The 14035-nt window shown below is 71.8% G+C and carries 10 protein-coding genes; 3 read left to right on the top strand and 7 right to left on the bottom strand.

The genetic code is table 11. The annotated features are described in order from the left end of the window. Nucleotides 1–34: 34 nt before the first annotated feature. A complete protein-coding gene (locus tag AB0I82_RS15180) occupies nt 35–1327 on the bottom strand; it encodes an SLC13 family permease (RefSeq protein ID WP_363257687.1) in 1293 nt (430 codons plus the stop codon). Between the two features lie 208 nt (nt 1328–1535). On the opposite strand from AB0I82_RS15180, the gene AB0I82_RS15175 reads away from it, so the two are divergent. Then, complete coding sequence (locus AB0I82_RS15175) at nt 1536–2246, top strand: FadR/GntR family transcriptional regulator (protein ID WP_363257686.1); 711 nt, start codon at nt 1536–1538, stop codon at nt 2244–2246. A gap of 9 nt (nt 2247–2255) precedes the next feature. On the opposite strand, the gene AB0I82_RS15170 is transcribed toward AB0I82_RS15175, so the two are convergent. Further along, complete coding sequence (locus tag AB0I82_RS15170; protein ID WP_363257750.1) at nt 2256–2726, bottom strand: pyridoxamine 5'-phosphate oxidase family protein; 471 nt, start codon at nt 2724–2726, stop codon at nt 2256–2258. Nucleotides 2727–2856: 130 nt separating this feature from the next. On the opposite strand from AB0I82_RS15170, the gene AB0I82_RS15165 reads away from it, so the two are divergent. Continuing rightward, entirely contained in the window at nt 2857–3528 is a 672-nt protein-coding gene (locus tag AB0I82_RS15165; protein WP_363257685.1) for an isochorismatase family protein, read from the top strand. A 22-nt stretch (nt 3529–3550) separates the two neighbouring features. Here AB0I82_RS15165 and AB0I82_RS15160 read toward each other — a convergent pair whose 3' ends face one another. The 4 genes from AB0I82_RS15160 to AB0I82_RS15145 all read right to left on the bottom strand — a co-directional run bounded on the left by AB0I82_RS15160 (nt 3551) and on the right by AB0I82_RS15145 (nt 9198). Continuing rightward, a complete protein-coding gene (locus AB0I82_RS15160; RefSeq protein ID WP_363257684.1) occupies nt 3551–4054 on the bottom strand; it encodes a Rieske (2Fe-2S) protein in 504 nt (167 codons plus the stop codon). 111 nt (nt 4055–4165) lie between these two features. Beyond that, entirely contained in the window at nt 4166–5860 is a 1695-nt protein-coding gene (locus AB0I82_RS15155; RefSeq protein ID WP_363257683.1) for an acyl-CoA dehydrogenase family protein, read from the bottom strand. A 170-nt stretch (nt 5861–6030) separates the two neighbouring features. Then, nucleotides 6031–6933, bottom strand: a complete 903-nt coding sequence (locus tag AB0I82_RS15150) for a LysR family transcriptional regulator (RefSeq protein WP_363257682.1) — start codon at nt 6931–6933, stop codon at nt 6031–6033. A 33-nt stretch (nt 6934–6966) separates the two neighbouring features. Next, nucleotides 6967–9198, bottom strand: a complete 2232-nt coding sequence (locus AB0I82_RS15145; protein WP_363257681.1) for a prolyl oligopeptidase family serine peptidase — start codon at nt 9196–9198, stop codon at nt 6967–6969. Between the two features lie 186 nt (nt 9199–9384). On the opposite strand from AB0I82_RS15145, the gene AB0I82_RS15140 reads away from it, so the two are divergent. Further along, entirely contained in the window at nt 9385–12111 is a 2727-nt protein-coding gene (locus AB0I82_RS15140; RefSeq protein WP_363257680.1) for a Tat pathway signal sequence domain protein, read from the top strand. Nucleotides 12112–12113: 2 nt separating this feature from the next. On the opposite strand, the gene AB0I82_RS15135 is transcribed toward AB0I82_RS15140, so the two are convergent. Next, a complete protein-coding gene (locus AB0I82_RS15135; RefSeq protein WP_363257679.1) occupies nt 12114–13991 on the bottom strand; it encodes a rhamnogalacturonan lyase in 1878 nt (625 codons plus the stop codon). Nucleotides 13992–14035 lie beyond the last annotated feature (44 nt).

Here is a 14035-nt window from a genome sequence, read left to right as displayed (position 1 = left end):
GTATCCGAGGCGACTTCGGCACGTGTGGTCGTCCTCAGCCGAAGCCCGGGACCACCAGCGCCAGCCAGACCAGCGCCGGTACGGCCGCGACCACGAGGGCTCCGTACACCATCAACTGCTTGAAGAAACCGTCCCGGTCGACATTCTTGGCGTTCGCCAGCACCAGTGCGCCGTTCGTCGAGAACGGGCTCACATCGACGACGGTGGCGGAGACCGCGAGCGCCGCGACCATGCCCACCGCCCCGATCGACCCCTGCGCCAGGAACGGCACGGCCAGCGGGATCAGCGCCCCGATGATGCCGACGGAGGAGGCGAAGGCGGAGACCAGCGCGCCGATGTAGCACAGCAGCAGGGCGGCCAGCAGCGGGATGCCGATGCCGCCGACGGCCTCGCCCGCCCAGGTGATGGTGCCCATCTGGTCCAGGACGCCGACGTAGGTGAGGACGCCGCAGATCAGCAGCACGGTGGGCCAGGTGATCTCCGCGACGGCGGCCTTGCTGTCCTGCGGCCAGACGGCGCTGAGGACGACGGCGAGGGTGATCGCGGTGAGGCCGGCGTCCAGGTCGAGGACGAGCACCGCCAAGACGAGGGCCAGGAGGGCGAGCAGGGTGGCGGCGCGGGCGGGCGTGAGGGCGAGGGAACTCGCCGGGGACTCCGCTCTTCCCTCCTCGGGGGCGCTTCCCTCGTCGGGAGTGCGCTGCGCGCGGCCCCCGCCACCCGTACGAGGGAGCCGGAGGCCGCCCAGGGCGACGAACAGGACCGCCGCGATGAGGAGATTGACGACCAGGCTCGCGGCGAAGAGGGCGAGCGGGCTGCCGGGAAGGTCCTCGCGGGCGACGATGCCGTTGACCGTCGACCCGTAGATGCTGATCGGCGAGAAGCCGCCGGCCTGCGCGCCGTGCACCACCAGCGCGCCCATGAGCAGCGGTTTGATGCCGTACTGCGCCGCGAAGCCGAGCGCGAGCGGCGCGACGATCGCCACCGCCGCCGGGCTGACCGCGCCGATCGCGGTGAGCGCGCCGGTGACCGCGAACATCACCCAGGGGATCAGCGCGACCCGCCCGCCGACGAGCCGCACGGAGGCGTGCACCAGCCAGTCGGTGGTGCCGTTGGCGCGGGCGATGGCGAAGAGGTACGTCACGCCGACCAGGACCACGAACAGATCGCCGGGGAAGCCCGCGAAGATCTCCTCCGCGTCCATGCCCGCGACCAGCGTGCCCACGCCGAAGGCGGCCGCGAACGCCAGCGCGCCCATGTTGATGGAGCGGGTCGTGGCCAGTACGAAGATCACCGCGAGCACGAGTATCGAGAGCACTTCGGGAGACATCTGCGGCTCCGTTCGTGGAGGACAGTGGAGGACAGTGGAGGACAAAGGCCGGGGGTGCGCAGGGGCCGGGTGGGGGCATCGGCCGGGGTGTGGCACATTGGCCAAGTGGCTGAGCCACTTTGCTGGTGATCGACGAGGTGCGTCAATACTCTTGTCACGACTCTTCAGCGACGCTGGTCGCCAGGAAATGATCGAGGGGGGCCAACCGATGTCCGAGGCACTGCGCCCGATGTCCCGGCCACGGCTCTACGAGCAGGTGGTCGAGCGGCTGCGGCAGTACGCCGCCGAAGACGGGCTGGGCGCGGGCGACCGCCTGCCGGCCGAGCGCGAGCTGGCACAGCGGCTCGGCGTCAGCCGGGCGTCCGTGAAGCAGGCGATCGTCGTGCTGGAGGTGCAGGGGCTGGTCGAGGTGCGGCACGGCGGCGGCACCTACCTGGTGCGCGACACCCTCGACGCGGCGGAGCCGGTCGAGCGCCTGGTCGAGCGCCGCCGCCGGCTGCCGGACGTCCTGGAAGCGCGCGAGGCCATGGAGACCAAGCTCGCCGAACTGGCGGCCCGCCGCCGTACGGACGCCGACCTCGCGGCGCTCGACGACGCCCTGGCGCACATGGCGAAGGAGGTCGAGGACGGCGGTCCGGGCGTCGAGGGCGACCGCCGCTTCCACGCCGCCGTCACCGCGGCCGCGCACAGCGCGCTGCTCGCCGAGTTCATGCGCTCCATCGCCGAGCAGATCGGCGAGAGCCGCAACGAATCGCTGCGCCAGCCGGGCCGCCCGCAGGGCTCACTGGCCCAGCACCGGCGCATCCTCGAGGCGGTACGCGACGGCGACCCGGAAGCGGCCGCGGCGGCGATGCGCGAGCACGTCCGTACGGTCGCCGAGGTGCGGCTGCTCACGTGGACGCCGGAGGAGGAAGGCTGAGGAGCCGGGTCATCCAGGGATCTTCCGGAAGTCCCAAGAAGCCACCGCGTCCGGCGTGAGCCGCAGCCACGCGTGCCGGCCGTCGTGCGGCAGCGTCTCCAGGCCGAAGTACTTCGCCGCGAAGAGCTTTTCGGGCGCCGCCAGCTCCGGGCAGGGCTCGCCGTGCCGCGGTGCCTCGCCGACGAACGTGACGCTGCCCGACAGTTCGGCGCCGCGCAGTTCGCCGTACTCGTGGCCGTCGTCGACCACGACCGCCACCCGTTGGTCCTTCACGAGGTGGGCCCAGCGCCTGCTGCGGGTGAGGGAGTACAGCCACAGCGCGGTGCCGTCCCAGACGAACCACAGCGCGCCGACGTGCGGTGCGCCGTCCGGCCCGACCGTGGCGATCCGGCAGGTCCGCTGCCGCGCCAGAAAGGCGTCCAGCTCCTCCGGGCTCATCATGATCCGGCGTCCCCTGCGCTGCCCTGCCGCTGCCGCCATCGCGGCCACCTCCCCGGTCGCTCCCTGGCCACCTGACCACGTGTCAGGAATCATGAGCCCTCCGCCCGACGAACGCAATGGACACCGGATCATCCCCGCGCGAGACCCGCTCGCCTCAGGAGGCACTCCCATGCCCACGGACGCCCAGACCCCGCAGTCCGCCCAAACCGCCCACCTCGTCGACCAGCTGGACCCCGCGACCACCGCGCTGCTCACCGTCGAGTGCCAGAACGGTGTCGTCGGCCCCGACAGCGCGCTGCCCGAACTGGCCGAGGCCGCCCGTACGTCCGGCGCGCTCGCCAAGGTGGCGCGGCTGACCGCCGCCGCGCACGAGGCCGGCGTCCAGGTCCTGCACGCGGTCGCCGAGCGCCGGCCCGACGGCCGCGGCTCCAACCACAACGCCCGCCTCTTCCGCGCGGCCGGGCAACTGCCCGTACAGCAGCTCACGGGGACGACCGCGGTACGGATCGCCGACCCGATCCCGGTGTCCGACGAGGACCTGGTCGTCCGGCGGCTGCACGGACTGTCGCCGATCGCCGGTACGGAGGTGGACGCGCTGCTGCGCAACCTCGGCGTTTGCAACGTGGTGGTCGTCGGCGTCTCGGCGAACGTGGCGATACCGAACGCGGTCTTCGACGCGGTCAACCTCGGCTACACGGCGGTGGTGCCCGCCGACGCCATCGCCGGAGTGCCGGCCGAGTACACCCCGGCGATGGTACGGAACACGCTCGCCCTGGTCGCCACCGTCACCTCCACGGACGCGGTACTGACCTGCTGGAAGCGGTCACCGCGGCTGCGGTGAGAGGTGCTGGGTGAGAGGGGGCTCAGGAGAGTTCGATCTCGCCGCCCCGGACCTTCAGCGGTACGGCCGGCAGGCCCTTGGTCGCCGGGCCGTGCCGCACGCTGCCGTCCGCGATGGCGTACTTGCTGCCGTGGCAGTGGCAGTTGATCGTGCCGTCGCTGACGTCCCCCACGATGCAGCCCGCGTGCCGGCAGATCGCCGAGAACGCCTTGAAGTCGCCCTTCTCGGGCTGGGTCACCACGACCTTCTGGGCCTTGAAGATCTTTCCGCCGCCGGCGGGGATCTCCGAGGTCTTGGCCAGCGCCTTGTCGGCGCCGCCGCCGCTTTTGGACGGTGTCGCCGAGCCGCCGGTCGACGGGGAACCACCGGACGGCTCGCCCGACTCGGACGGCTGCGAGCCGTACCCGCCCCCGCCGCCCCCGTCGCCCCCGCACGCGGCGAGCGCCGCGGTCAGGCCCGCCGCGCCCGCCGCGGCGACGACCGTACGCCGGGCGGCGCCGGCACGTTCCTGTGATGGTGAGCTCATGGTGTCTCCAGAGGTCCCGGTCCCGGTATGTCCTTCGCCTTGTGAAGGTTCCATACGGACCGGAGGCCTCCGGTGTTCAACGGGTCGGCCGAAAGGGTGATCGTTGCAGGCCTACTCGGCGTCCGCCGCCGCCTCCGCGACCGCGATCGGCACCTCGCCCCCGTCGGCCAGCGCGTCCAGGTGCTCCAGAGCCGCGCGCGGGAGTGCGTCCGGGTCGGTGAGCAGGGCGAGGTACGCGTGCGCGGCCAGCAGGGCCCGCCCGTTCGGCGCGGGCGCCGCGCATTCGTACGCCGCCTGTTCCAGCAGCAGCGTCCCCATCACGGTGCGCGTCAGCTCCTCCGCGTACCGTCCGGCGCGCATCTCCTGCTCCGCCGCCGGGCCCGCCAACAGCCGGTCGCCGCGCGCCGCCAGCTCCTCCCAGCGGACGGCCAGCCGCTTCCCGGCGTACGGGGACAGGGCGCGTGCCCGGTCCCCGTACGCCCGCGCGAGGGTGTGGTGCGCCGCGTATCGACGCAGGCAGCGGAGCACGTCCAGGGCGATGACATTGGACGAGCCCTCCCAGATGGAGCCGAGGTGGGCGTCGCGCAGCAGCCGGGGATTCACCCAGTCCTCGATGTAGCCGTTGCCGCCGCGGATCTCCATCGCCTCGCCCGTGACGGTACGGGCGCGCTTGCAGACCGTGTACTTGGCGAGCGGGGTGAGGACGCGTACGAGGTCCCGGGCGGCCGCGTCGCCCGCGTCGGCCTCGTCGAGCCGGGCCGCGGCCTCCAGGACCAGGGCGAGCGCCGCCTCCGCGTCGAGGATCATCGGCAGCAGCGTCATACGCATCAGGGGCTGCTCGAACAGCGGCGTACCGAAGACCACCCGCTCCCGGGCGTGGGCGACCGACTCGCGGACCGCGCGGCGCATCAGGGCGGCGGAGCGCATCGCGTTGGACAGCCGGGAGACGTTGAGCATTTCTGCCATCTGCCGGAAGCCGCGGGTGAGGTCGCCGACCGGGGTGGCGTACGCGCCGTCCAGCGTGACCTCGCCGCTGGCGATGGAGCGCGAGCCGAGCTTGTCCTTGAGGCGGTCGATGCGGACCGCGTTACGAGTGCCGTCCGGGCGCAGCCGCGGTACGAGGAACATGCCAAGGCCGCGCGTGCCCTCGCCCTGCCCCGGCACCCGCGCGAGCGTGAGGATCACATCCGCGCCGGGGTTGGAGGCGAACCATTTCTTTCCGGTGAGGGTCCAGTGCGCGCCCTGATCACTGGCCACGGTCTCGGTGCGCCCCACGTCCGTACCGCCCTGCTTCTCGGTCATGAACATCGCGCCGGTGGCGCGCGTCGCGGGGTCGGTGGAGGTGAGCGCGGCGATCTCGGCGGCGTACCGCTCGGGGTCGAAGAGGCGCAGCACGCGCGCCGCGGAGTCGGTCATGGACAGCGGGCAGGCCATGCCGAACTCGGACTGCACATAGAGGTAGGACAGTGCGTACTTGACGGTGTGCGGGGTGCGGTCTGGGCGGCCGTGGACGCCGGGGCGGTGCGACATCGCGGCGAGGCCGAAGCGCTCGTACGCGATCTCGGCGAGCCGGTCGTGGGCGGGGTGGTACTCGATCTCGTCGATGCGTTCGCCGTCGGGTGCATAGGAGCGCAGCCGTGGCGGGTTCGCGTCGGCGAGCGCCGCCTGCCGGTCGATCTCACCGGCGGCGAGCGCCCCGAGCTCCGTGAGCAGGGGCTCGATACGGGTGCGGTCGTCGGCGGACAGTACCCGGTCCAGGAGCGGGCGGAGGGCGGGATCCTGGTCGGCGAAGTTCGGCAGCGGCATACGGGTCTCCTGTGCCTTGGAACGATCAGCGGTGCCTTGTAGTGATCCGCGCGGCAGGTCGAGACGTTCGAGACGTGGATCACCTTCGCAGGAGCCGGTGAGCGCTGTCCAAGATGTATTCGCCACCCCACTGAGACGCGATCGAGGACAATCGCCCGCCACCAGCGTTGTTACGGCACGTACTCCTCCGGCGTGGGCAGCACCCGTTCCGCGACCTTCAGTACGTTGTGCAGGGCCGCCGACTCGTTGCCCGCACGCCAGGCGAGGGCGATCGCCAGCGGAGCCACCTCGCCGGCCAGCGGGCGGAAGACCACATGCTCCAGCCGGATGTTGCGCGCCGACTCCACCACCAGCGCCACCCCCACCCCGGCCCCGACCAGCGCCAGCAGGTTGTAGGAGTCCGGCGCCTCCTGGGCGACGCGCGGCGAGAAGCCCGCGGCGTGACAGGCGTGCACCAGCGCGTCCCGCACCGCCGAGCCGCGCGCGGCGGGGAAGGTCACGAAGCGCTCCCGCGCCAGCGCGGCGACGTCGACCGCCTCCCGCGCGGCCAGCGGATGGGTGTCCGGCAGCGCCAGGACCAGCCGCTCGACGCGGACGACCCGGGAGACGATGCCGCGCCGCACGGGGAGCGAGACGAAACCGAGGTCCAGGGTGCCGTCGGTGATCCGGCCGAGCGCCTCGCCGGAGTAGACCTGGCCCTGCAACGACAGCTCGATACCGGGGTATTCGGAGGTGACAGCGCGGGCCAGCGGAGGCAGCGCCGCGTAGCTGCTGGCGCCCGCGTAGCCCACGGTGACCCGGCCCGCCTCGCCGAGGCTGACCGACTGCACCGTACGGCGCACGGCGGCCGCGTCGGCGAGGAGGTTGCGGGCCGGCTCCAGCAGGGCCTGGCCGGCCGCGGTGAGCCGTACCGAGCGGGTCGTGCGGTCGAAGAGGGCGGCGCCCAGGTCCCGCTCCAGCAGCCGGATCTGCTGGCTGAGCGGGGACTGGGCGATGTGCAGGCGTTCCGCGGCCCGGCCGAAGTGCAGTTCCTCGGCGACGGCCACGAACCCGGTGAGATGGCGCAGTTCCACGCGCCGCACCCTTTCAGGGCGCGCGACCGCCACTCAAGCGCCGTGCACGGGCGCCGGACCGGGCGGCCGGGTTCCGGCGGGGTTCCGGCCAGCCCCGAGCGCGTCCAGGAGGAAGTCGCGCTGGAACAGCAGGAGGTTCTCGTTCACCCGGTCGTCGGCGGGGGCGTGGGTGGCGCCGGGCAGGGGCAGGACCGTGTGCGGGCGGCCGGCGGCGAGCAGTTCGGCCGAGAACCGCAGCATGTTGGCGACCGTGACGTTGTCGTCCGCGAGGCCGTGGATCAGCAGCAGCGGGCGGCTCAGCAGATGGCCGCGGCCGACGAGCGAGGACCGTTCGTAGTTCTCCGGCCGCTCGGCGGGGTGGCCGAGGAACCGCTCTTTCCAGTACGTGTCGTACAGCCGCTGGTCGGTCGGCGCGGCGCCGGCCACCGCCACGTGGAAGACCTCCGGGCGGAGCAGTACCGCGGCGGCCGCCAGGAACCCGCTGAAGGACCAGCCGCGGATCGCCACCCGGGTGAGGTCGAGGTCCGGAACCTGCTCGGCGGCCGCGTGCAGCGCGTCGACCTGGTCCTCCAGCGCGGGCGTCAGCTGGTCGCCGTGGACCGCCTTCTCCCACTCCGGGCCGCGCCCCGGCGTGCCCCGCCCGTCGGCGACCAGCACGGCGAAACCCTGCTCGGCGAACCACTGCGAGACGCAGGCGGTCCAGCCGCGGGCTGCGACCGCCAGCTGCATGCCGGGCCCGGCGTACGGGTCGAGCAGTACGGGCAGCGGCCCCGTACCCGGCTCGTACCACGAGGGCAGGTACAGCACGGCGCGCAACTGCCGCTTGCCGAGCACGAGATGGCGTGGGCGCGGGGTGACGACGGGCGTCTCGACGAGCGAGGCGAGGGCGGTGACGCGGGCGGCCACGGTGGGTGAGGACGGTGCCGCAGTACCGCCTGTTGCAGTACTGCCTGCCGCAGTGCCGCCCGTCCTGCGGACCTCCGCGTACGGCCCCTCCGGCGTCAGACCGTGGAACACCGCCGTGCCGCCCCCGAACACGGCCCCGTGCGTACCGGGCCCCTCGCTCAGCCGCACCGGCGCGCCCGCCTCCGGATCGTGGCACCACACGTGCGTCTCCACGGGGTCGTCGGAGGCGGTGAAGTACACCCGCTCGCCCTCCGTGCTCAACACCTCGCGCACCTGGAGGCCGGCCGGCGTGACCACCTCGCCGCCGACCGCGAGGTGCCGGGTGCCGGCCACGTCGTGGGTGAGTACCAGTGCGCCGGACTCGGTCCTGGCGGGCGCGCCGGGCACCAGCTCCACCCAGGCGGGGTCGGTCCGCTCGTCGAGGAGCGAGGTCGCACCGGTGTCCGGATCCACGGCGAGGGTACGTAGCGAGCGCTGGTTCCGGGACTGCACCCCGATGAGCGGGCCGCGCGCGTCCCAGCCGACGGTGACCAGATACTCGTACGCCGTCCGGTCCCACGCCACCTCCGTACGACTGCCGTCCAGGCCGTACACCCACAGGCTCACGTCCGCGTTGTCCGTACCCGTCAGCGGGTACCGGATCGCGCGCGGCGGCCGGTCGGGGTGTGCCGGGTCGCTGATCCAACGCCGGTGAACACGCATGGTGTCCACCCGCGCGACGAGCAGCCGCGCGCCGTCCGGCGACCACCAGTGGCCGCGCAGCCGGCCCATGGACTCCGCCGCGGTGTACTCGGCGAGCCCGTAACTGATCTCCGGCCCCTCGGCGGTGGCCAGTTGGCGGTCTCCACTCCCGGCAACCGATCCGTCGGCCGTATCCGGTACCTCCGCCACGTGCAGCGAACGGCCCGTCACATACGCGATGTGGCGGCCGTCGGGTGAAGGGCGCGGGTCGACGACAGGCCCCGCTGCCGATACCGGGAACGGCTCCCCACCGTCCGTGCGCACCGCCCACAGCGCGCCGCCCAGCGCGAAGACCGCGAGGCGCGCCGCGCGGTCGGTCGCGTACGCCACCACTCCGGCGGAACGCTCGCGAGCCCGTTCCCGGCGCAGCCGTTCCTCCTCCGGTACCTCGTCCCCGCCGCCCACCAGCGCCGTCGGGTCGGCGAGCAGCCGCTCGGCGCCGTCCGCCAGCAGCCAGAGCCGGCCGATCGGATCCCGGCCGCCCCTGGTGCGGGTGAACAGGACGCGCTGACCGTCGGGGGAGACGGTGAAGTTCCGCGGCACGCCCAGTGAGAAGCGGCGGGTGCGGGCGAACTGGCGGGGGAAGGCGGCGCTTTCGGAAGTGTTGGTGGAATCCATGGAGGAGTCCTATCGGCTGTGCGGCGACCTTGGACAGCGAATAGTTCTGGGTGGCACATCTTGTGAATCGATTCAGTCCGCTCCGTTGACCACGCATCAATCCACCCCTAGCTTGTCCTCTTGCCCAGCAAGCGCTTTCCTCAAACGATTCATTCGATATCAGCGGTACCGGCGAGAGGAACGATAATGTCCCCCATCCCCCGCAGATCCCTCCTGAAAGCGGCCGCCGTCGCCGGTGCCGCCGCCCAGTTCAGCTGGGTACTCGGCAGTGCCCAGGCGCGCGCCGCCGACGGCCCCGTCGAGCTGACCTGGCTGGAGGACGGCGGCCTTGGCGCGGCACCGGGCTCGACGCTCGGCGTGCCCTGGCCCAAGGGCGCGTATCCCAAGGATCAGACGTTCGCGCTGACCGACGGCGCGGGCAAGGAGGTCCCCGTCCAGACCTGGCCCCTCGCGTACTGGCCCGACGGCTCACTCAAGTGGACCGCGCACGCCATCGGCCCGCAGTCCGCTGCCGAGAAGTACACCCTGAAGGCCGGGAGGCCCGCCGCCTCCGCCAAGAAGGTCACCGTCGAGCGCAAGGGCGGCACCGTCGAGGTCGCCACCGGCGTCCTCACCGCCAGCATCGGCACGAGCGGTGCCACACTCGTGAAGTCCGTCCGCAGAGGCGCCACCGAAATCGCCAAGGACGGCCGCCTCGTACTCCTGCGCCAGGGCGAGCTAGAGGACGGCGACCAGGGCGCCCAGCGGTACGAGCGCTTCGAGAGCGCCATCGGCAAGGTGACGGTCGAGCAGGACGGCCCGGTCCGGGCGGTCGTCCGCATCGACGGCACGCACCGCCGCGGCCACCGCTCCTGGCTGCCCTTCTCGATCCGGCTGTACTTCTACGCGGGCGCCGAGTCCTTCCGCATGGTGCACACGATCACGTACGACGGGACCCAGGAGCCCGGCAAGGCGAGCGGGGACTTCATCCGCGGGCTCGGGGTGCGCTTCACGGTGCCGATGCGTGACGAGACGTACGACCGGCATGTGCGCATCGGCGGCGACGGCACCGGACTGCTGCGCGAGGCGGTCAAGGGCATCACGGGGCTCCGCCGTGACCCGGGCGCCGCCGTGCAGGCCGCCCAGTTCGAGGGCAAGAAGCTGCCCGACCCGGCCACTTGGGACCAGCGGGTCACCAGTCGGCTGCATCTCATCCCCGAGTGGGGTGACTACACGCTCTCCCAGCTCTCCGCCGATGGCTTCACGGTGCGCAAGCGCACCAAGAAGGGGCACGGCTGGATCGCGGCCGGCGGCGGACGCCGCGCCTCGGGCTTCGGTTACGTCGGCGGCGCGAGCGGCGGGCTCGCCTTCGGGCTGCGCGACTTCTGGGAGAAGCACCCGGCAGGGCTCGACATCCGGGGCGCGGCGACCGACGAGGCCGAGGTCACCCTCTGGCTCTGGTCGCCCGAGGCCCAGCCCATGGACCTGCGCTTCTACCACGACGGCATGGGTCAGGACACGTACGAGAAGCAGCTCGACGGGCTGGAGATCACGTACGAGGACTACGAGCCGGAGTTCGGCACCCCGTACGGCATCGCCCGCACCAGCGAACTCCTCTTCTGGGCCCACGACGCCACGCCCACCGCCGAGGCGCTGGCGCGCCAGGTGGAGACCGTCCGCACGCCGCCCCAACTGACCGCGCCACCACGGCAGTTCATTACCGCGGGCGTCTTCGGCCCCGGCCTCTACTCCGAGCCCGACCGCTCCACGCCCGCCAAGGCGAAGATCGAGGACCACCTCGACTTCCTCTTCACCTACTACAAGGACCAGGTGGAGCAGCGGCGTTGGTACGGCTTCTGGGACTACGGCGACGTGATGCACTCCTACGACCCGGCCCGCCACCAATGGCGTTATGACGTGGGCGGCTACGCCTGGGACAACTCCGAACTCTCGCCCGACCTCTGGCTCTGGTACGCCTATCTGCGCTCCGGCCGCGCCGACATCTTCCGCTTCGCCGAGGCCATGACCCGGCACACCGGCGAGGTCGACGTCTACCACCTCGGCAAGTGGGCGGGGCTCGGCACCCGGCACGGCGTCCAGCACTACGCCGACAGCGCCAAGCAGCAACGCATCGCCAACACCACCTACCGCCGCTTCTACTACTTCCTCACCGCCGACGAACGGGTCGGCGACCTGATGCATGCCAACGTCGATTCCGACGAGACGTTCCTCGTCCTCGACCCGCAACGCAAGGTCCGCCCCGACCCCGACTACAAGCCCGACCCGCACGCCCTCTCCATCGGCTTCGGCACCGACTGGTCGGGCCTGGTCTCGGCCTGGCTGACCGAGTGGGAGCGCCGCGGCCCCAAGTGGGAGAAGGCAAGGGCCCGGGTGCTGTCCACGATGGAAACCATCGCGGCCCAGCCCAACGGCTTCGTGCAGGGCAGCGGCCTGTACGACCTGGACACGGGGAAGTTCGCGGTTGCCGACAAGGCCGTCGTCAGCGTCTCCCACCTCTCCGCCGTCTTCGGCCTCAACGAACTGTGCGCCGAGCTGATCGACCTGGTCGACAACGACAAGTTCGAGCGGGCGTACCTCGACTACTGCCGGTACTACAACGCCACCAAGGCCGAGCAGAAGGCCCGCTACGGCACCGACTTCGGCAGCCTGAACCTCTTCCAGGGCCACTCGCGCCTCGACGCCTACGCCGCGCACCGCACGGACGACGACAAGCTCGCCCGGCGCGCGTGGGAGAAGTTCTACCGGTCGGACGGCTACAAGGAGTCCGCGCCCTGGAAGACGGAGCAGGTCACCGGGCCGGTCGCGCTCGTCCCCGGCAGCGAGGCCGACTGGGTGTTCACCAACGACACCGCGCTGTACGGCCTCGCCGCCATCGAGAACCTGGCGCTACTGGGCGACCGGATACCGGGCTGAGGTCAGGGAGTCGTGATCCGCGGACGCGGCGGCGTTGCCATGCCGCTGCCCAGGTGGAAGCTGGGGTGCGGAGGTTGGTTGTAGCCGGAGTTCTGCCAGGCCAGGCCGGTGCGGTACATGGTGTCGTGCAGCAGTGTGGTGATCTTCGTGCCGGTCTCGTGGGGCGTGGAGTAGATCCGCAGGTTGCGGTTGTCGGAGGTGCGCCAGACGACCTCCTCGCGCCAGTCGCCGAGGAGGTCGCCGGCGAGTACGGGGGTGGCCTTGGTGCCGTTGTTCGAGGCCACCGACGTACCGGTCAGCAGGCGGGTGTCGCCGTCCGGGCCGTACTTGTCGATGCGGGTGCCGTCGAGGAGTTCGCGGCTGGTGTCACCGTCCCACCAGCTGAGGAAGTTGGCCGAGGACGGCTCGCGGCCCTTGGCGGCACCGGACTCGTCCCGTACGGAGGTGTCCGAGGCGGACCACACCTCGGCACCGGCGTTGCCGGACCAGATGTCGCCGGCCACGCCGCGCCCGTTGTCGCAGCAGGCGGCGAGCTTCCAGCGGACGGCGCCGTTCGCGGGGTCGAGATACACCTCGGCGGGCTGACTGCTGGACTCGGAGACCTTGAAGTACTCCAGGCCCGGCGTGCCCGGGTCGAGGTCGCCGAGGTGCTGGGCGTCGCCGTGCCCGGTCTTCGCGGTCCACAGCCCGGAGCCGTTGTCGTCCACCGCCATCGAGCCGTAGACCACCTCGTCCTTGCCGTCACCGTCCACATCACCGACGGACAGGCTGTGCGAGCCCTGCCCGTCGTAGCCCTTGCCCTTGTTGGTGGTGGAGTCGGTGTCGAAGGTCCAGCGGCGGGTGAAGGCGCCGTTGCGCCAGTCCCAGGCGGCGAGCACGCTGCGGGTGTAGTAGCCGCGCGCCATGATCAGGGAGGGCCGGGAGCCGTCCAGGTACGCGGTTCCGGCCAGGAAGCGGTCCGCGCGGTTGCCGTAACTGTCGCCCCAGGAGGCGACGTTGCCGCGCGGGGGCACGTAGTCGGTGGTGCCCATTGCGGCGCCCGTCCGGCCGTTGAACATCGTCAGATACTCGGGCCCGGACAGCACGTACCCGCTGCCGTTGCGGTGGTCGGCGGACGCGCTGCCGATCACCTTGCCCTGCCCGTCGACCGTGCCGTCCGCGGTCTTCATGGCGACCTCGGCCTTGCCGTCACCGTCGTAGTCGTACACCTGGAACTGGGTGTAGTGGGCCCCCGAGCGGATGTTGCGGCCGAGGTCGACGCGCCACAGTCGGGTGCCGTCGAGTGTGATGCCGTCGACGATCGTGTTGCCGGTGTAGCCGGACTGCGAGTTGTCCTTGGCGTTGGTGGGCTGCCATTTCAGTACGAAGTCCAGCGCGCCGTCGCCGTCGAGGTCGCCCACCGACGCGTCGTTGGCCTCGTAGGTGTACGCCACGCCGTCCGGGGTGGTGCCGCCCGCCGGGGGTGTGATCGGCACGTCCTTGTACCCGGCGCGGAACTGTACGGCGTGCACGGAGTCGCCCTGTTCCGTGCCGTCGACGATCGCGCGGACGGTGTAGTCGGCCTGTTCGGGGGCGCCGGAGTGGAAATAGTTGGTCGAGCCGGTGACCGGGGTGGAGTTGACCTTGGTACCGGCCCGGTAGACGTTGAAGGAAACATTGTCCGGGTCGGTGCCCAGCCACCGCCAGCTGATCAGGTTGCCGCCACTGGTGTGGACGCTGACCACGCCGCGGTCCAGCTTCTCCGCCTGGCGGGCGGTGGCGGCGGACGAGGTGTCGGGCAGCGCGGCGAGCACGGTGGCGGCGAGCGCGCCGGTCACCACGGTGGTTGCCAGGGCGCGGCGGAGTCTGCGCCGGCGGGGGACGAGGTGCGGGTGTTGCATGGTGCCTCCTGCAGTACGGGTGTGGTCCGTTGCACCGTGGTGGG

It is taken from the genome of Streptomyces sp. NPDC050315 (assembly GCF_040655775.1).
In the GTDB taxonomy this organism is placed as follows: Bacteria; Actinomycetota; Actinomycetes; order Streptomycetales; family Streptomycetaceae; genus Streptomyces.
This window is presented reverse-complemented; position numbering and strand designations above follow the sequence as displayed.